The organism is Flavobacterium sp. (genome assembly GCF_017744675.1).
GTDB lineage: Bacteria > Bacteroidota > Bacteroidia > Flavobacteriales > Flavobacteriaceae > Flavobacterium.
In genome coordinates, this window is the sequence record NZ_JAGIAV010000004.1 from 788,753 (window position 1) to 810,050 (window position 21,298).

The 21,298-nt window shown below is 36.1% G+C and carries 11 protein-coding genes; 2 read left to right on the forward strand and 9 right to left on the reverse strand.

All coding sequences use genetic code 11. The features are described from left to right. Positions 1–90: 90 nt before the first annotated feature. Positions 91–1,002, forward strand: coding sequence for a bifunctional UDP-sugar hydrolase/5'-nucleotidase (locus J7574_RS13690; RefSeq protein WP_290969330.1), 912 nt, complete (start codon positions 91–93; stop codon positions 1,000–1,002). On the opposite strand, the gene J7574_RS13695 is transcribed toward J7574_RS13690, so the two are convergent. The 9 genes from J7574_RS13695 to rpsF all read right to left on the reverse strand — a co-directional run bounded on the left by J7574_RS13695 (position 989) and on the right by rpsF (position 20,420). Next, entirely contained in the window at positions 989–1,681 is a 693-nt protein-coding gene (locus J7574_RS13695) for a hypothetical protein (RefSeq protein ID WP_290969333.1), read from the reverse strand. The genes J7574_RS13690 and J7574_RS13695 overlap by 14 nt on opposite strands. Further along, positions 1,671–3,674: an NAD-dependent DNA ligase LigA gene (ligA, locus tag J7574_RS13700; RefSeq protein ID WP_290969336.1), complete on the reverse strand. Its 2,004-nt coding sequence runs from the start codon at positions 3,672–3,674 to the stop codon at positions 1,671–1,673. The genes J7574_RS13695 and ligA overlap by 11 nt, the downstream gene beginning before the upstream one ends. Positions 3,675–3,920: 246 nt before the next feature. After that, positions 3,921–5,858: an OmpA family protein gene (locus J7574_RS13705; protein WP_290969339.1), complete on the reverse strand. Its 1,938-nt coding sequence runs from the start codon at positions 5,856–5,858 to the stop codon at positions 3,921–3,923. An 11-nt stretch (positions 5,859–5,869) separates the two neighbouring features. After that, positions 5,870–6,802, reverse strand: a complete 933-nt coding sequence (locus J7574_RS13710; RefSeq protein ID WP_290969342.1) for a type IX secretion system membrane protein PorP/SprF — start codon at positions 6,800–6,802, stop codon at positions 5,870–5,872. 47 nt (positions 6,803–6,849) lie between these two features. Beyond that, complete coding sequence (locus J7574_RS13715) at positions 6,850–17,496, reverse strand: gliding motility-associated C-terminal domain-containing protein (protein ID WP_290969345.1); 10,647 nt, start codon at positions 17,494–17,496, stop codon at positions 6,850–6,852. Positions 17,497–18,664: 1,168 nt separating this feature from the next. Next, a complete protein-coding gene (locus J7574_RS13720; protein WP_290969348.1) occupies positions 18,665–19,138 on the reverse strand; it encodes a DUF6495 family protein in 474 nt (157 codons plus the stop codon). Positions 19,139–19,267: 129 nt separating this feature from the next. Further along, positions 19,268–19,708, reverse strand: coding sequence for a 50S ribosomal protein L9 (gene rplI / locus J7574_RS13725; protein WP_290969351.1), 441 nt, complete (start codon positions 19,706–19,708; stop codon positions 19,268–19,270). A gap of 68 nt (positions 19,709–19,776) precedes the next feature. Beyond that, positions 19,777–20,073 carry a 30S ribosomal protein S18 gene (rpsR, locus tag J7574_RS13730; RefSeq protein WP_002987043.1) on the reverse strand — a complete coding sequence of 99 codons (297 nt, stop codon included), beginning with the start codon at positions 20,071–20,073 and terminating at the stop codon, positions 19,777–19,779. A 5-nt stretch (positions 20,074–20,078) separates the two neighbouring features. Beyond that, positions 20,079–20,420 (reverse strand): 30S ribosomal protein S6, encoded by a 342-nt coding sequence (gene rpsF, locus J7574_RS13735; protein ID WP_068842999.1) that lies wholly within the window; start codon positions 20,418–20,420, stop codon positions 20,079–20,081. A gap of 177 nt (positions 20,421–20,597) precedes the next feature. Here rpsF and J7574_RS13740 point away from each other — a divergent pair, with 177 nt between their 5' ends. Next, a complete protein-coding gene (locus J7574_RS13740; RefSeq protein ID WP_008463025.1) occupies positions 20,598–21,296 on the forward strand; it encodes a LytTR family DNA-binding domain-containing protein in 699 nt (232 codons plus the stop codon). Positions 21,297–21,298 lie beyond the last annotated feature (2 nt).

Below are 21,298 nucleotides of genomic sequence, written 5' to 3' on the forward strand. Positions count from 1 at the left end.
CTCTTGAAAAATCAATTCGTGTTAATTCGTGAAATTGGTGGCAAAAAAAATATTAAAAACAAGCAAAGCATTCTGCAAAAAATATATAAAATGAAAAGAAGAGAGTTTATCGAAAAAACAGCAGCGAGTACTGCCCTACTAAGTTTAGGATTGTCTTTGAGCAGTTTTGAAAGTAACGATATTAAGCATTTAACGATTCTACATACTAATGATGTGCACAGCCACATTGATCCTTTTCCTGCTGATGATCCGCGTAATCCTAATAAAGGCGGAGTATCTCGTCGTGCCACACTGATTGAAACGATTCGAAGAGAAAATCCGAATGTACTTTTATTGGATGCGGGAGATATTTTTCAAGGAACTCCTTACTTCAATTATTATGGAGGAGAATTAGAGTTCAAATTGATGAGTATGATGAAATATGATGCTTCTACAATTGGAAACCATGATTTTGACAATGGTCTTGATGGATTGTACGCACAGCTTCCGCACGCGACTTTCGATTTTATCAACTCTAACTATGATTTTAAAAATACGGTTATGGACGGTCATGTGAAACCGTACAAAATCTTTAATAAAAACGGAATTAAAGTTGGTGTTTTTGGAGTTGGAATTGAATTGCAAGGTTTAGTAGATAAAAAACTATATCTGGAAACGGTTTACAATAATCCGGTTGAAGTTGCTCAGGATATGACACAACTTTTGAAAAAGCAGGAAAAATGCGATTTGGTAATCTGTCTTTCGCATTTAGGTTATAAATACAAAGATAAGCCGACAAAAATTAGCGATTTGACATTTGCAGAACAAACTCAAGACATTGATTTAATTATTGGAGGACATACTCACACTTTTTTAGACAAGCCTACAGTTGTAAAAAACAAAGCTGGAAAAGATGTGCTGGTAAATCAAGTTGGATGCTACGGAATTAATTTAGGCCGTATCGATTTCTATTTTGATAAAGACAAGGCACATACTAACCAAAGTGCAACTATTGTTGTATAGTCTTTTTTTGAATTCTAGCTTTTTCTAAAAAGTATTCTACCATAAAGAAATAAGCTAGAATTTGAGCTGTATCTCGTATTAAAACTAATACAATAGAATACGAGAAATATTCATTAAAAATATAAAAGATATCAGAAAATATGTAGCTTATTGCCATGAGCGACATAATTAATGCCATATGTGTTCCTTTGGTAATGTAGCTCACAAAACAGAAATAGCTCAGTATGCTTAGAACAATTCCGTAAACGGTATAAATTACAATAAATTTTCTCATGCTGTCAAGCTGCAGACTCAAAACAGAAATGAGCAGATAAACTATAAAAACTACTACAATAGAAATAGGCAGAATATCGCGTTTAGATAATCTTATTCTTTCATGTTCCCGAATAAATAAGGTGACAATTAAACTATAGACCACCAGAAAACAAAGCACTCCTCCTAGTTCGGAGCTTTCTACATCCATCAAATCATAAACTTGTCCAACAAAACAAAAGAGAAAAATAACGCCTTCTGTTTTTTTTATTTCGAACTCGCTGCTAATTAAATAATAAATAAAAATAGCAGGGAGGACAATCGCTTTTGAGTATGTCGCAAAAACTTCTTGCTGTGTCCAATCAAAAATAATTGTACACAACAAGGCAAAAAAGAACAAAATTAATGACGGTTTATTAAGCTTCATTTAATTTGTTTATAAAATCTTCTTCTGATAATATGGTGATATTTAGTTTTGTTGCTTTCTCCAGTTTTGCTGGTCCCATATTATCTCCTGCCACTACAAAATCTGTTTTTGCAGAAATTGAGCTTCCTACTTTTCCTCCGTTATCTTCAATGGCTTTCTTAAGTTCGTCTCTAGAAAATTGACTAAAGACGCCAGAAACCACAAAAGTTTTTCCAACAAATTTATCAGTAGCATTTGGGTTTATTTTTTCTTCAATTTCAAATTGAATTCCATAACTTTTTAAACGTTCAATAATTTTCTTATTTTCTTCATTTTCGAAGAATTCGATAACGCTTTTGGCAATTCTTTCTCCAATTTCATCAACCAAAACCAGATCCATTAAAGAGGCTTGAGCCAAAGCATCTATATTTTTATAATGTTTTGCCAGTTTTTTGGCAACTGTTTCTCCAACAAAACGAATTCCTAACGCAAACAAGACGCTTTCAAACGGAATTTCTTTTGATTTCTGAACTCCATTTACCAGATTTTCTGCTGATTTTTGTGCCATTCTTTCTAAATGCAAAATGTCTTCGACTTTCAACTCATACAAATCGGCATAATTGTGCACTAAACCATTTTTAAACAATAAAGCAACCGTTTCTCCACCAAGCCCTTCAATATCCATTGCTTTTCTTGAAATGTAATGCTGTACTCTTCCAATAATCTGCGGAGGACATCCGTAAAAATTAGGACAGTAATGATTGGCTTCTCCAACATTTCGAACCAGTTCGGTATGGCATTCTGGGCAATAGGCAATATAATGGGTTTTCTCTGAATTCTCTGGGCGTTTATCTAAATCTACTGCAATGATTTTTGGGATAATTTCTCCTCCTTTTTCGACAAAAACAGTATCGTTTATTCTAATATCTAATTTTTCAATCTGATCGGCATTATGAAGAGAGGCTCTTTTTACAATTGTTCCTGCAAGCTGTACTGGCTCTAAATTGGCAACAGGCGTTATAGCTCCTGTTCTTCCGACTTGATAGGAAATTGATTTTAATATTGTTGAAACTTGTTCTGACTTAAATTTATAAGCAATTGCCCAACGTGGCGATTTTGCTGTATATCCTAATTCTTCCTGATGCTGAATGCTGTTAACTTTTACCACAACACCATCTGTTTCGTAAGGCAAATTATGGCGATGAGTATCCCAATAATCTATGAAGTCAAAAACTTCATTCATGCTGTTGACCAATTTTGCTTCTTTTGGCACTTTAAATCCCCAACTTCTAGCCAATTCTAATCCTTCATATTGTGTTTTGAAAGGTAAATTGTTTCCTGTCACAAAATAAAGCAGACATTCTAGCGGTCGTTTGGCTACCTCAGCGCTGTCTTGCAATTTCAAACTTCCCGAAGCTGTATTTCTTGGATTTGAATAAGGCGTTTCTCCAATTTCTATTAATTCCTGATTCATTTTCTCAAAACCTGCAAACGGAAGAATAATTTCTCCACGAATGTCAAATTTATCAGGATAGTTTCCTTTCAAATGTAACGGAACCGATTTTATGGTTTTAATATTGGTCGTTACTTCATCTCCCTGAAAACCGTCTCCACGTGTTAAAGCTTGAACTAGTTTTCCGTTTTCGTATGTAATGCTTATTGAGGCACCATCGTATTTTAATTCGCAGGTATATTGCAACTTTACGTTTCCTAAAACTCTCTGGATACGGTTTTCCCAATCTAAAAGATCTTCTTTAGAATAAGAATTGTCCAAAGAGTACATTCTGTACTGGTGTGCAATTGTTTTGAAATTTTTGGTAACTGCTCCACCTACTCTCTGCGTTGGCGAGTTTTCATCAAAAAACTCTGGATGTTTATTTTCTAAATCCTGAAGCTCTTTTAGCTTAATATCAAATTCATAATCTGAAATTGTGGCATTGTCTAACACATAGTAATTGTAGTTGTGCTGATTAAGTTCATTTCGTAATGCTTGAATGGTCTCTTGAATGCTCATAAAATAGTATAAAATTGCAGATTATAATAATGAAAAACTGAGTATCAAAATTAGAATTTATTTTTGTTCAAATACAGAAAAAATTAAAGTTTTAGAAAATCAAAAATCAGACTGCACATTTATGCAGCCTGATTTTCTCCTTGTCCATTATTCTTAAAAAAGAATTAAAAAAAACCAACTTCCAAATGGTTTCACCGTTTTATATTCACTACTAGTAATCAGTATTTTAGAAGCATGAATATAAAATTATTTTTGAATAATGATAAAGTCTGAACGTCTATTTTGCAAGTGCTCTTCTTCAGAACATTTTACACCATTTTTACATCTATTTACCAATCGGGTTTCTCCATAACCTATGGCGCTCTCAATTCTAGAAGCTTCTATGCCTTGTGAAAGAATGTAATCACGAGTAGATTTTGCTCTATTGTCTGAAAGTTTTAGGTTATAAGAGTCTTTTCCGCGCGAATCGGTGTGCGATTCGATTTTAATTTTAATGTTTGGGAATTTTTGCATAATGAAAACCACTTTAGACAATTCTTCGATTGCTTTTGGCGTAATATCATACTTGTCATAATCGAAATAAATTGGGTTTACATCAACTTTCTCAACTCCCTGTTTTTTAACAACCAAATCATCATAATTGCTCAATTCAAAATTTACGTCTTTTATTTCGCCGCCATTTTGAGTAGTCGTTTCTACTGTTTTATCGTCACTACTGTAGTTTGGTTTTGCGGCAATCATTTTGATTGTTTTATTACAAGGAACTTCAATCGCATATTTTCCGTCAAAATTTGTTTTGGTTTCACCCAAAATTTCGCTAAACGAGTTATACGCCATTATGGTAACATCTGTTAAAGGTCTTTTCGTTTTGCGATCGATAGCCATTCCAGAAATGCTTTGGTTGCAAACTGGTTTTCCTTTTACAAAAGAATAAATATCATCATCGCCTTTTCCTCCTTCTCTGTTTGAAGAAAAATAACCGTAGGCATCTGTTTTATCAATTATAAAAGAGAAATCATCTTTGTTGCTATTAATAGGCGCTCCAAGATTTCTTGGTGTAGAAAAAGTTCCGTTAGGCAAAAGCTTGCTTTCATAAACGTCTAAATCTCCCCAACCGTAATGTCCATCAGACGAAAAATATAAAACTCCGTTTTGGTAAAATGGAAATACTTCGTTACCGATTGTGTTAATAGTTGGACCGAGATTTTGAGGCGAACTCATGGTTCCATCTGCTGCAATTTTCACCATGTATAAATCTGTCTCGCCTTGGCCTCCTGGCATATCTGAAGCAAAGAAAAGCAGTTGTCCGTCTTCACTTAATGATGGATGACCTACAGAATAATCATCGCTATCAAAAAATACTTTTTCCGGATTTTCTAATTTATTATTGACAATTGAGCCTTTAACAATCTGAAAGTTATTCACTCTGGCATCATCAACAACCAATTTGTTTTTCTTTACAATATTGGTCGAATAATACATTGTTTTTCCTTGACTATCAAAACTTGCAGTTGCCTCATGATACTTGGTCATGACATTGGGAATAAAAACTGTTTCATTAAATAAACTCCCATCTGCTGGATTTCTTTCTGCAATATACAGATTAAGAAAAGGCTGATTGTTCCAGGTATACAATTTCTGGCTAAACTTCGTTGTATCACGAGCCGATGTAAACACTACATTATCTTTAAAGAATGTCGCTCCAAAATCTGATTTACTGGTATTGATATCTAAATTTTTAATGGTATAAAGAGGTTTTGCTTTTGCAACGCTGTCCATGTATGTCTTTTGGGCAACATATCGGTTAATCTCTGTTTTATCTCCTTTTTTATTTAGATATTCTTTTGTGATTTTATCTGCTTCATCATAATCCATAACTGCTTTCATAGATTGAATATAACGCAGATAGTAAATATCAGTCAGATTATTTCCTTGAACTTCGTAGAGCTTTTTGTACCATTTAAGAGCATTTCTAGAATCAGAAATAAAATAGTACGAATCTGCCGCATTCTTCAAAGTCTGTGCTGATGGATCTTTTATGTGCTGCAAACATTCTTCGTAAGCTTTGGAAGCATCCAAATACGAGAAGTTTTTAAACAAAGCATCCGCTTTCTTCAAATTAGTTTTTTGAGCGAAACTAAACGTAACGCTCAAAATTAAACATAGGATATATACTTTTCTCATAAGTTTTGGTTTTAGAAGAATCGAGGAGATTTAATTTTACTTTGATTTTTCACAAATTGATAACGCAAGATGATTTCGTGCGAACCATCGTTGTATTTGTTCAATTGGCTTACAGTATAATCAAATGCATATCCAAGATAGAAACTTGGAGATATTTGAAAACCTGCCAGTATACTTATCGAATCATCTGTTCGATATGCTCCTCCTATAACAAACTTTTCTTGAATCATGAAATTTGCTGATATATCTGCAGTAATTGGTGCTCCGCTCACTGCTTTTACTAAAAATGCTGGTTTAAATTTCAAATTCGGATTCAAATCAAAAACATAACCTCCCATTAAATAGTAGTGCAAACGATCATAATCTATAGATTCTTTTACGTCGTCATAGTAATCATTCTGAATAAAACTCGGAATAGAGAATCCTACATACCATTTTTGCGTGTAATAGTAAACCCCTGCTCCTACAGCTAGTTTCATCTGATTGTTAATGTTCTGATTTAACAAAACATCATCATTGTCGTAATATCTTCCTTTAGACCAATCGATGTTTAACATTCTCGTACCTGCTTTTACACCAAAAGCTAATCTTTGTTCGTACCCAAGAGCTATTGAGTACGAGAAGTTTCCATCAAGATACAGTTCATTGGAAGGTCCGATTTTATCATTTACAATGCTTAAACCCAATCCTAATTTTTCATTTCTAAGCGGAGAATGAACAGAGAAAGATTGTGTTTCTGGCGCGCCGGGCATTCCGACCCATTGAGAACGATATAAAAGTGCTGCCTCTATGGTTCCGGTAGATCCAGCATACGCTGGATTTACCGCCATAGTATTATACATATACTGGGTATATTCAGGATCTTGTTGTGCCGAAGCGCAAACCGTGATAAAAGAACATATTAAAATTAAATACGTTTCTATTGCTTTTATATATAGTTTCATAACGATACTTATTTAGTTTAATTAATTAGATGATTAATAGAAGTGAGTTATCTCATAATAGATAACCAGCCTTTTTTAACCGTTCCATCTCCAATGGTTATCACATAAAAATAAGTACCTGTTGGCAGCATATCTCCTCTATTAACAACTCCGGATACATTTGCTGTACCGTTCCAATCATTTTCATAATGCGCTTTACTATACACTAATGCTCCATATCTGTTAAACACTTTCAGCTCGTTGTTTGGATAAGATTCAATACAATCTATTCTGAACAAATCGTTTCTACCATCATTATTCGGAGTAAACTCATTGTAAACAGTTAGACAAATTGGCTCTAATGTTACTGAAGCTGAATTATTTGAAGCGTCAACATCTAAAGGAGTTGAAGTTTCTACAGTTGCTACACTTGTGTAATTTCCATTTGGCAATACTTCTGCAACAATTGTCAATACTACACTTTGACCTGCAGGTAATGTTGGTATTGTCCAAAGTTGTGTTGCTGGATCGTAAGTTCCTGCAGTTGCAGAAGAACTTACTAATTGTAAACCGCTTGGAAGCAAATCACTAACAAGAGTATTTTTGAAATCTCCTTCTCCTACATTGTTAACCGTTATGGTAAATGTTACCTGATCTCCAAAATTTGGTGTTGGATTGTCTACAGTATGCGTAATCGTTAAGTCTGAACAGCTTGTAACACTAACATTTAGCGTTTTAATTGTTCTTTCGTCACAATTATTAACATAAGCCACAGTTACAGTTCCTGGACCAATATCTGACCAAGAAACGGTTACAGATCCGTCGTTTGTACCACCGCCTGAAACAATTGTACCTCCGTTAATTGTCCATACATAATTAGATTTACCATTTGCAATTGAATAGGTTACACCTTTGAATACACATGGCGTATCATCTGTTGATGCAATTTGAACTGCCGCATCATTTTCAAATGCAATTGTAACTCCTAATCTTGGTCCGTTATCACAGCCATTAAATGTATTGGCTAATGATCCCGCATAGTAAGTCGTTGCGGTAAGCGGAGTATTGTTTGCTAATGGTGTTCCGCCAGTTGCAGACGCATACCAAACTACATTTGTTTCGTTTACAAAAATACTAGCCAATGTTGGCAAAGCAGATAAACAGAATGTTTGTGTAGTTCTTGGTGTTGTAATTACACTTGGTGAATTTACATTTACCGTAACAGCTAATCTATTTGGATTTTCACAACCAATAGCACTTGAAACCGCACCATAGTAAGTGCCTGTTGTAAGAGCTGTTGTTGGCGGAATTGCTGTTCCTCCTACTGCTGTATTATACCACACAACGTTTGCTTCGTTTACTTGAATATTGGCAACTGTTGGCGAATTTAGTGTACAGAAGTTTTGAGTAGCGCTGGCAGTAGTTGGTGTCGGACTAGGATTAACTACTGTAACTGTTACTTGTAAACGAGTTGAGCTTTCGCATCCTGATGGATCAACTATATTTCCGAAATAAATTCCAGAAGCAAGTGCTGTTCCTGCTGGTATTGCTGTTCCTCCCGTTGCAGCTGTAAACCATGTTACATTGCTTTGGTTAACCTGAATATTAGCAACCGTTGGTGCATTTGCAGAGCAGAAAGTTTGTGCTGCATTGTTTGTTGTTGGATTGACTGTATTACCAACCGTTACAGCAACTTGTAATCTTACACTGCTTTCACATCCTGTCGCTGGATCTTTTATTGCTCCAAAGTAAGTTCTTGTTGTCAATGCATCTGTCGAAGCCAATGCAGTTCCTCCTGTTTGAGTAGTGTACCAAACAACATTGCTTTCATTTACTTGAATATTAGCAACAGTTGGGTTTGTTCCTGTACAGAAAGTCTGTGCCGCAGCATTTGTTGTCGGCGTTGCTGGATCTGTTACATTAATTACAACCTGAGCTCTTGCAGCACTTTCACATCCTGTTACTGGATCCTTGATCGCCGCATAATATGTACCGCTGGTTAAAACTGTGGCAGATGGAATCAATGTTCCTCCTGTTGCAGCTGTATACCAGACAATATTTGTTTGATTAAACTGAACACTAGCAAAAGTAGGTGTATTCACTAAACAGAAGTTTTGTGTTCCAGCCGTTACTAGAGTTGGTGTTCCTGGATCGCTTACATTTACATCAACTAGCAATCTTGTGGCACTTTCACAGCCTGTTGTTGGATCTGAAATTGCTGCATAATAGGTGCCGCTAGTTAAAGCTGTTGTCGGAGCAATTGCTGTTCCGCCTGTTGAAGCTGTATACCAAACAACGTTAGCTGGATTAGTCTGAATGCTTGCAAATGTTGGCGAAGCAGATAAACAGAAGTTTTGTGTTCCTGCTGTTACCAATGTCGGAGTTCCCGGATCATTTACAATAACATCAACTGTCAATCTTACTGCACTCTCACAGCCTGTAGCTGGATCTTTAATTGCTGCATAATACGTGCCGCTTGTTAAAGCTGTTGTTGGTGCAATAGCGGTTCCGCCTGTTAAAGCTGTATACCATACAACGTTAGCCGGATTAGTCTGAATGCTTGCAAATGTTGGCGAAGCAGATAAACAGAAGTTTTGCGTTCCAGCTGTTACCAAAGTTGGCGTTCCTGGATCATTTACAATCACATCAACCGTCAGTCTTGCAGCGCTTTCGCAACCTGTCGCTGGATCTTTTATAGCTGCGTAATAAGTACCTGTAGTTAAAGCTGTTGTCGAAGCAATTGCTGTTCCGCCAGTTAGAGCTGTGTACCACACAATATTAGCCTCGTTAAACTGAACACTTGCAAATGTTGGCGCATTTGCCAAACAGAAGTTTTGCGTTCCTGCTGTTACCAAAGTTGGAGTTCCAGGATCGCTTACAATTACGTCAACTGTCAGTCTTGCAGCGCTTTCGCAGTTTGTAGTCGGATCTTTTATCGCAGCATAATAGGTTCCTGTAGTTAAAGCTGTTGTCGAAGCAATTGCTGTTCCGCCAGTTAGAGCTGTGTACCAAACAATATTCGTTTCATTAAACTGAACGCTTGCAAATGTTGGTGCATTAGCCAAACAGAAATTTTGGGTTCCTGCTGTTATCAAAGTTGGAGTTCCAGGATCGTTTACATTTACTGTTACCGCCAATCTCACTGAACTTTCGCAGTTTGTAGCTGGATCTTTAATTGCTCCATAGTAGATTCTACTTGTCAATAGATCTGTTGACGCAAAAAGGTTTCCTCCCGTAGCTGCATCGTACCAAACTACATTGCTTTCATTCACTTGAATATTGGCAACCGTTGACGCAGTAGACAAACAGAAATTCTGAGTGGTCTGTGTAGTTGTCGGTGTTGCAGGATCAGTTACTATCACATCAACTGCAAGTCTGGTAGCACTTTCACAGTTTGTTGTCGGATCTTTAATCGCAGCATAATAAGTGCCAGCGGTTAAAGCAGTCGTAGATGGAATTAATGTTCCGCCAGTTAGAGCTGTATACCACACAATATTCGTTTCATTAAACTGAACGCTTGCAAATGTTGGCGCATTTGCCAAACAGAAGTTTTGCGTTCCTGCTGTTACCAATGTTGGAGTTCCCGGATCGCTTACAATTGCGTCAACTGCAAGTCTCACTGCGCTTTCGCAGTTTGTTGTCGGATCTTTGATCGCCGCATAATAAGTACCGGTAGTTAAAGCTGTTGCAGATGGAATTGCTGTTCCTCCTGTTAAAGCTGTATACCACACAATGTTCGTTTCATTAAACTGAACGCTTGCAAATGTTGGCGCATTTGCCAAACAGAAGTTTTGCGTTCCTGCTGTTACCAAAGTTGGAGTTCCTGGATCGCTTACAATTACATCTACTGTTAATCTTACAGCGCTTTCGCAGTTTGTTGTCGGATCTTTGATCGCAGCATAATAAGTGCCAGTGGTTAAAGCCGTAGTAGAAGGAATTGCTGTTCCGCCTGTTAAAGCTGTATACCATATAATATTCGTTTCATTAAACTGAACGCTTGCAAATGTTGGTGCATTAACCAAACAGAAGTTTTGCGTTCCCGCTGTTACCAATGTCGGAGTTCCTGGATCGCTTACAATTACGTCAACTGTTAATCTTACAGCGCTTTCGCAGTTTGTTGTCGGATCTTTGATCGCAGCATAATAGGTGCCTGTGGTTAAAGCCGTTGCAGATGGAATTGCTGTTCCGCCTGTTAAAGCTGTGTACCATAAAATATTAGCTTCGTTAAACTGAACGCTTGCAAATGTTGGCGCATTTGACAAACAGAAGTTTTGCGTTCCCGCTGTCACTAATGTTGGAGTTCCTGGATCGCTTACGATTACGTCAACTGTCAGTCTTGCAGCGCTTTCGCAGTTTGTTGTCGGGTCTTTTATCGCAGCATAATAAGTGCCAGTGGTTAAAGCTGTTGCAGATGGAATTGCTGTTCCGCCAGTTAAAGCTGTATACCACACAATATTGGCTTCATTAAACTGAACGCTTGCAAATGTTGGCGCATTAGCCAAACAGAAGTTTTGCGTTCCCGCTGTTACCAAAGTTGGAGTTCCTGGATCATTTACATTTACTGTAACTGCCAATCTTACTGAACTTTCGCAACCTGTAACAGCATCAGTAGCTGCTCCATAATAAATTCTTGTTATTAACGGAGTGGTCGAAGCAATTACATTTCCTCCCGTAGCTGCATCATACCAAATTACATTGCTTTCATTTACTTGGATGTTCGCAACAGTTGACGCACTAGACAAACAGAAATTCTGAGGATTCTGTGTAGTTGTTGGCGTATTTGGATCACTAACAATGATTGCCGCATCTTTTAATGTTCCTGCTAAGTTTTCGCAGGTATTAGTGCTTGCAACAGCAACATAATATGTTTTAGGGCTTACTGCTTTTGTTAAACCTGAAGCGGTCAAAACACCAGCAGCATCTATGGTATAAGTAACTCCCGCTATAACAGCTCCGTTTGTAATTGGCTGTATTTTATTTGCATCTAAGTACCAAGTAAATACTGGACTTGATAATGTTGGTGCAGTCGGCGTTAATGATGCAGGTACACCATTACAAACCGTTACATCATCAACTAAAATATCATTTACTGTTGAAGGAGGTAAAATTGTAAATGTGATTTGTTTTCTATCTGCTGCCGCAGTTTCACAGAATTCATCTGAACTCACTCCCACAAAATAGGTATAAGTTCCCGGAATCAATCCGTTTATTACCAATTGTGCCGTTGTTTGACCTGTCACCAACTGAGCTGTTGTTCCGTCAAAACGATACCAATGATAAACAGGGTTTGTTAAAACTGGCGTTCCTGTTAAACCTGCTGCCAAAGTTACAGTTCCTGAAGCAGAACAAACCGAAGTTGCTGTCCCTCCATTTAAAGTAATATCTGTTAAAGCATTTACTGGAGCGGAAGCTCTAACTTCGACAGTTACTTCTCCTCTTGTATAATTTTCGCAACCATAACGCACTGGCTGTACATAGTATTTATAAATTCCAGCAGTTAAATTTGCTGGCACTGTAAAGGTAATTCCCGATGCAAGCAAGTTTCCTCCTGTTGGCGCATCATACCATCTATAAGTTGAACAAGCCACCTCTGGAATTTGAAGCGTAATATCGGTTCCCGGACAGACCGTTATTTTATTTTGCGGATCTGCACCAATGACCGTTGTATTAGCTGTTCTTTCTACAGTATGAACTCTTAAAAAATCTAATACTCCAGCAACACCTCCAAAACGAATTCTTACTCGATCGTAAATTTCTGTTGGAGAAGAGACTAATACCATCGCTAAAGAATTTCCTGGCAATAATTTTAAACTTAATAAAGTACTTGTATTCTGGATTGGAGCACCAACTGCCACATTTCCTAAATAACGTTGAACTGAAAATCCTGTTAACAAATTAACCGTTAAAAGAGTTCCTGGTTTAGAAACCACTATTCTCAATGTATCACTAAGAACAGAAGGTGTTTTAAATTGTACTGTTAAGTCTGCAGCCGCTAAAACTCCGGCCCCACTATACATTGTAGCAAAAGTAGATATATCCTTATCAGCAACATTCCAAACATCACTTACTCCTACCAAAGCAGTCGCAGCTCCAATTCCTAAATCAGTTGCGCCATAAAAAATATCTTGAATATCTCCATCTGTACATGTTACCGAAGTAACTGGTTTTTTATAATAAGCATCAAATACTTTTGTATTTTGAGCAACACTTAAAACAGAAGAAGATACAACGCGAATACCGTCATAATCTTGCGGCCCTGAAGCATCTGAAGGAACAAAAGTAAATTCATATGTATTATCTCCCGAAAGTAAATTTAATAATGATCCTGATACTGGTTGCCCTGTACCGATAAGAGCACCATTTTTTGTACCCACTACTGATAAATTCTGACCAACAGCCAATAGACTATATTCAGAACCTAATTTAACTGTTACAGGAGTACCTTTAGCAATATTGGCTGGCCAAGTTAAATTTTGCCATGTTGTACCAACACCCAAAAGTCCTAAACCTGTGGTAATGGTTGAGAATGTCTGAGGGTTTCCATCCACTGCATTTGCACCGTTTGAAACACCTCCAGTAATTATAGATCCCTGAGTTTGAGCTGTTGCATAAACTCGATCTGTTAAGTTTTGACAGCTTGTAAGATCAATTACATTAATTACTTTAGTTGCTGTAGCTGTACAAGTTCCGTCTGTTGCTACAGCTGTGTAAGTATAAATCCCAGGTGTATTTAATGGTCCTGTTGTAAAAGGAGGACCTGCAATCGCAACTCCTTGCGGATTAAACCAAGTAATAGTTCCTGTAGAAGTTGCTACTAAGGCAACATCTGTTCCAACGTTTACAGATTCTTGTGGATTACTTACCACTAAAGTTGGTGATGCAGTAATCGATACGGTTACTGATTGTCTAACAGATGGACAAGTACTTCCTGTACTTTGTGCCTCTATAGAATAAACACCACTTACTGTAATATTTGCAGCGGCATCCGCAGTTATTACATTATTTGAAGGATCATAAAATGTATAAGTAGTACTTCCTGATGAATCAAAATTAGTAATTGCATTTACCAAATTTGCACTTCCGCAAGCTTGTAACGGAGTCGCTATAACTGTCAAAGGTGTGGTTGAAGGGAAATTAACTGTTACTAGTTTTAAATCTCCATTAACATTTTCACAAGTACCACCATTTAACGCCGCTATGTAATAATTGTAAGGCGATCCAACCGCAGTTAAACCTGTTAATGAAAGAGCTCCGGTAACCGCATCTTTTGCGAATGTCACTCCGCCAATAACACTTCCATTTACAATTTCAGTAGTTTTATTTTGATCTGTATAGTATCTAAATTGAACACCAGCGATTGCAGAAGATGGAGTTAAAACAGCTTCTCCCGCACAAGTAGCTTCAACTGGACTTGTAATAACAATATCCGCTGCAGTTGGAATTGGTAAAACATTAACCGTCACTGCTTGACGTAAGCTGTTTACACAAGTTCCGCGTGTTGCTTCTAAATAATAGGTAGTAGTAGCTGATAAAGCTGCTGTTGGAGATACTGTTACAATATTTCCTCCTGTTGGAGCATCGTACCATACAAAAGTTTCTCCTCCTGTTGAAGAAGCTGACAACGAAGCTGTTTGCCCTGCGCAGATTGGTGTTGCCGCTCCTGTGATGGTAGCATTTGGATATCTATAAGCGGCTTGATAGATATATAAATTACTCAATAAAGTCGCAGTACCTCCTAATCGTACTTCTATACGATCAAACGGTGCTGTTGCAGTAAAACTAGCTTTAAATTTATTTCCAGATAATAGTTGAATGCTTAATAAACCACCATTTATTGCTGTTCTGTCATTATTATATGTACCACCATTGTAAGTTGCAAGAGTAACATTAGATAATGCGCCTATATCTAAAAGCCCTCCTGGAACCTCTAAATCGACATCGATTATATCTCCTGCCAAACCTGGATTTGTAAAAATCAATTGTTGCTGTAGATAAGCTCCTACACCAATTGGCACACTAAGCTGGGAAAAAGTACTAATATCACCATCAACAGCATTATTTGGATTGGTAGGCGCACATAAAACACAAACCAAACCATCATTTGATGATATTTGAGAACTAGCTTGCAAGCATGTACTCGCACTAGCTATTACCGTAACCGTTACAACACCTCTTGCAGTATTGGCACAATCAGTAGCTATACTAGAAGCCTCTACATAATAAGTTTGATTACTTGTTAATATTGGTGTTGTATAAGATGTAACGTTAGTTGCCAAAAGTGTACCTCCCGTAGCTGCATTATACCAATTGTATCTAACTCCAGCAACTGGATTAGCAATTGTTAATGTAGCATCTTGACCAGACTGAATAATTACATTAGATGATGTAAAAGTTGGTGTTGCAGGTATTGGACTAACAGTCAAATTTACTGCTGTGCGTGTTGGTGTTGTACATGCACCAATAGCAGCTTCTACAAAATAAGATGTATTTACAGTTAAGGCAGGAGTCGTAAAAGAATTACCTGTAAATAGTAAAGTACCACCTGTAGCAGCATCATACCAATTATATGTAGTTCCAGCAACTGGAGCATTAACAGATAATGTAGTGGATTGCCCGCTACAAATAGTTGTAGGCGCTGCTGTAACGGTAGGCAAAACAGGATTATCAATCAATACCTGAACTGATGATCTTACACTATTAACACAACCATTTCTAGTTATTTCAATATAATAAGTTGTTGGAGCAGTTAAAGCTGGTGTTGTAAATGCTGCCGTAGACGCCAAAGAAGAGCCTCCTGTTGGAACACTATACCAGTTTATCGTTTCGCCCACTGCAAGAGCAGCAGTTAAAGTTGTTGTCGCTCCACTACAAATAGTTGTATTTCCAGAAATCGCTGGATCTTTGTATCTATAAGCAGCCTGATAAATATCTACGCTTGTTAAAACTGTTGCTAAGCCTCCTAATCGAATTTCAACACGATCAAAATTTGCTCCAGCTGTAACACTTGCTCTAAATCTATTTCCACTTAATAATTGCAGAGTGATAAGAGGATTATTAATAGCAACTCGATCATTATTATAAGTTGCACCATTATAAGTTGCCAAACTAACTGCACTTAATAGCTGCACGTCTGCTAAACCTCCTGGCAATTCTAACTCAACATCAACAATATCTCCAGCTTTTCCCGGATTAGTAAATTGTAAGGTCTGCTGAATATAACCATTTATTAATCCAACCGGAACAGTCAGACGGGTTGCAGTTGCAGTATTTCCATCTACAGAATAATTTGGATTTGCAGAACTACATAACACACACAAACCATTTTGACTAATCTGCTGACTGCCTGCTTCAAGGCAGCCCATTAAAGAAGATGGCTGAACGGTAACTACTACAGGTACCCTTGTAGCACTAACGCAATTTCCGTTTGGGCTTTGCGCTTCAACATAATAAGTTTTAGTAGCTGTTAAAATTGGTGTAGTAAAAGTGGATGTATTTGTTGCAACCGCTGTACCGCCAGTTGCGGTTTCGTACCAATTCAATTGTGCTCCAACATCAGTAGTTGTAGCACTTAAAGTTGCATTCTGCCCCGATTGTATAGTTACACTTTGTGTAAGAACTGTCGGTGTGGCTGGAACCGCTGTTGAAACAACATTAATCTGAGTACGAGTCGGACTAATACAGCTTCCGATAGAAGCTTCTACAAAAAATGAAGTCGTTCCTAAAGGCACTGTTGGAGAATAAGTAGTTCCACTCGCTAGAGACGAACCACCCGTTGGCGAAGAAAACCAATTATAAGTTGTTCCAGGTACAGCATTTACTAACGATAATGTAGTCTGCTGTGTTGCACCAGTAGAACAAACTGTAGTTCCCACATTGCTATAAGCAGGTGCAACTGGATTTGAAACATTTAAAACCACTGGCACACGAACATTCCCTTCGCAACCTGCGGCTCTAGTTATTCCTATATAATATGTCGTATTTACTGTTAAGGCAGGAGTTGTATACGTATTTCCTACTGCCAAAGCTGTTGTCGAAAATTCAGAACTATACCAAGCTAGCGTAGTACCAGCAGCTGGTGTTGCTGTGAGAGTTGTTGGAACTCCAGCACAAACTGTCTGTGTCAAACCTCCAGATACAGTTGGCTGTGCAAATTCAAGTCTAACATCGTAAACTCTTAAGCTTGTTAAAAGAGCTAACGCACCTCCTCCAACTTGAATTTGAATTTGGTTGGTATCACCCGTAATAGGAAATTTTGCAACGGCAACAGTATTGCCGCTTAGCAAACTTAAATTCAAAAGCGGACTGTTTAAAGCCACACTTGAACCTACATTGGTTCCAGAATTTTTAGCCTGAACCGTTGCATTTGATAACAAACTTAAATCAAGTAATCCGTTGCCCGTACCAATGTATATTGCAACTTGGTCGCCGGCTCGGGCTGTTTGGTTTAAGGTCATTGTTTCTTCTGCAAAACATCCAAGCACTGCAACACCATTTGTTAAGGTTGCATAAGTGGATAAGCCAGCGCTATCAAAAGCATTGGCAGGACTATTAACATCTACTCCTAAACACAAAAGCCCTCCTCCCGCACTATTTGTCTGAGACACAGGTCTACAAATAGTCTGAGAGAATGCATTAGTGCATATAAAGAATAAAGTTAAAAGTCCTAATAATCTCATTTGAGAGTTGAGATTACAAAAAGTAAATTTTTTTTTCATAATTTGGAAGATTAGAAAATGGACAATAAAACACCTCTCGCAGTAAGTGCAAGCACCTACGCAATTAAACAATCAATTAAAAATGAAACCGTTAAAACAAAAATTAGCTACTTATACAAGTACCTAAAACCTTGTTTTACTTAAAAAAAAATTACGCTGAATTCGGCATATCAAAATATACCGGAGAACAGATTCTACCTCTACGAGACAGGATGAGTTCCGCTTTTTGTGGAAAAAAATGATTGTACTCAATTTTCCCGGAGGAGTGATTTGTTGCAGGTCCAATTTTCATAAAGAAAATTTTTAGTTGAAGCAGAATTGGGGATTCTTCTTATATAAGTTGGTTCTCTGTTTTAAAGAAAGTTGATTAGTCTTTCTAAATTATCATGCTAAAAAAGCCGATTTGAACCTATTTATATCCAATAAAATTATTACTCCTTATAAGTAATACACCAAATGGGGTAAATATAAGACAGCAAACTAAAATGAAAACCTTTTGAAAAAAAACTAAATATTGGGTAACGACTAAAATTATCGTTGAAACGAAGTAAACTTAAGAGGTTAAAAAATATTACTAAAACAAAATTTACAAAGAAAGTAAATTTGATAAAGAAAGTAATTGTTAATTCCATACGCAGACCTATTAAGTTATTGTATATTTTAAGTTTCAATCCCAATAACAATATGGAAATAAATTCTAGCCATTTTGTTTTTGAAAATCAAAAGAAAACTTTGTTTAACTTTTGTTACCTAAAATTAGGAAAAACAAAAACATAAAACAAGCCTAAAATTCTTATAATTTATTCTTAAAACTTTAATTTAAAAAATAACACTACCTGAAAACATCAAGAAAAACGCTACTTTTAACATAATTTTACTGCAATTTTATAGCTAAACAAAATATTAAACAAAATATGTTAAATTGCTAAAAAATAAGTTTAAACTTACATATTAAACAAAAAAACAGATAAAACTATCCGTTATAAAGACCAATTGCAACCAAAATGAATCCAAAAATATCAAGACTAAAAAAAAATTAACGAATTCTAAAAAAACAAGTAGAAATACGCGGTTAAAATTCACAAAAACATTAAACAAAAGTTAAAAAACAAAAAAAAGCAGGCAATTATAAGCTAATTACCTGCCTTCTAAAAAGTTAGAAACCAAATTACGATTCTATTATAGTATTAATTTGTTTAAACAATTGTCCATCACTCAAAAAAGCGCCTTGTTTGATCAATTCAAAAATCGAAGAATTTCGTTCATCTGTAAATACCTTTTTCCCTACTTTCATTTCGATATTATCAGTAAACATATTATCACTTAACCACTGAAGTCCGTCTTTTGTTAAAAAATCAACTTCTGGAGAAGATGTTTTCAAAACGATTGATTTAATATAAGTATCAAAACAATGAAAAAGAAATATATGTTTTTTAGAAAAATGCTCTAGGTATTCTGCTCTCGTTAACACACCTTCCCAAATCAAATCTGAAAAAACATCCAATTCCTGTTCTGCAACTTCAGGCTTATTAGCCTTTAGTTCTTCCCATTCTTTTCTATCTATTGCTTGTGTAGCCAAAAAACTTGCAAATTCAGCATGTAATTCATCAAACTGTTCTTTTGTTAATCTAGCGTATTTCATTTTTCTTTGTGTTAAGCTTTAAGCTGTAAGCCATAGGCAAACTACGACAACCACTTAAAGGTTGATTTATATTTATTGTAAAAAAAAATCCCGACTTACATCGGGATTTTTGTATAGATTTAAAAACTATTACTTTTCAGCAACAATTTCGTAAGCTAAATCAACGATTACATCTCTGTGTAAACGAACTGTAGCATTGTATTTACCTAAACGTTTTACAACACCGCTAGTGATGAATTTTCTATCGATAGCATTACCAGATTTCTCTAAAGCTTCAGCGATATCGATGTTAGTGATAGAACCAAAAAGTTTCTCTCCACCAGCTTTTGCAGTAAGTTTAATCTCAAGAGCTTTTAATGTTTCAGCCAATGCTTTAGCATCAGCAACAATTTTAGCCTCTTTGTGTGCTCTTTGTTTTAGGTTTTCAGCTAAAACTTTTTTAGCAGAAGGAGTCGCTAAAGTAGCAAATCCTTGAGGAATTAAAAAGTTACGTCCGTAACCAGGTTTTACAGATACTACATCATCTTTAAACCCTAGGTTTTGTACGTCTTGTTTTAAAATAATTTCCATGTTGTTGTCCTTATATTTTAGAAGTTAGGTTCCGTTAACGGGAAACCAACAACTTTGTTTTTTTTATACTATTTTAATAAATCGGCCACGTATGGCATTAAAGCTAAGTGACGAGCTCTTTTTACAGCTACAGAAACTTTTCTTTGGTATTTTAATGAAGTTCCAGTTAAACGACGAGGAAGAATTTTTCCTTGCTCATTAACGAATTTCAATAAGAAATCAGCATCTTTATAATCGATATATTTGATTCCAGATTTTTTGAAACGGCAATACTTTTTAGTTTTGTTAGTTTCAATGTTTAAAGGCGTTAAATATCTGATATCTCCGTCTTTTTTTCCTTTTGCAGATTGCTCAATTGTAGACATAATAATTACGCTTTAGTAGATTTTAATTTTGCTCTTCTTCTCTCAGCCCATGAAATAGCATGTTTGTCTAAACTTACAGTTAAGAAACGCATAACTCTTTCATCACGTCTGAATTCAGTTTCAAAAGCTAAAAGAACTTCTCCAGCTACTTTGAATTCGAATAAATGGTAAAAACCACTTTTTTTGTTTTGGATTTCGTAAGCCATTTTTTTAAGACCCCAATCCTCTTTCGATACCATTTCAGCTCCTCTACTAGTAAGAAATTCTTCAAATTTCGTTACTGTTTCCTTCACCTGAACCTCAGATAAAACGGGATTTAAAATGAAAACAGTTTCATAATGATTCATAAATAAAAAATTTATTTGTTAAAATTGGGTGCAAAAGTAAGCATTTAATTTATATATGCAACATTTTTTTCCTTTTATTCGGCATAATACAAAAAATATCCCTCAACCTTAGTTTTTTTTACAAAAAAATAATACATTTACTACTGCTATCCTGAATTTATTCTAAATGTAAATGTTATGAAACTAAACTGTGTTGTTGTAGATGATAGTTCTATACAAAGGACAATTATTGCCAAATTGGTAAATAATCACCCAGGCTTGCATTTAATCGGAGATTTTTCTAATGCAATTGAAGCAAAAAGTTGCATCTCATTAAATAATATTGATTTAATATTTCTTGATATAGAAATGCCTGTTATTAACGGATTTGATTTTCTTGACGGACTAAAATCAAAACCGCAGATTATATTTATCACTTCTAAAGCCGAATATGCTTTAAAAGCTTTCGACTACGACGCTACCGACTATCTTCAGAAACCAATTGCAGTTGACCGTTTTAATGCCTCTGTAAAAAGGGCAATCGACATGCATTTGCTTAAAAAAGATATCAAAGAAGAAGAAGGCGAACATATATTCATCAAAAGTAATCTAAAAAAACTTAAAATCTTCACTTCAAAAATAAAATGGATTGAAGCTTTTGGAGATTACGTAAGAGTAGTAACCGAAGACGACAGCAATTTGGTACTTTCTACCATGAAATCTTTTGAAAATGACCTATCGAAAGACAAATTTATCCGTGTTCACAAATCGTACATCATCAATATAGATAAGGTAGAGCGATTTAACAGCAAATTTGCCGAAATAGGCATCACTAAAATACCTTTAAGCCGCAATAAAAAAGAAGATCTGGTAAAAGCACTCTCAACTTCTTCTTAATT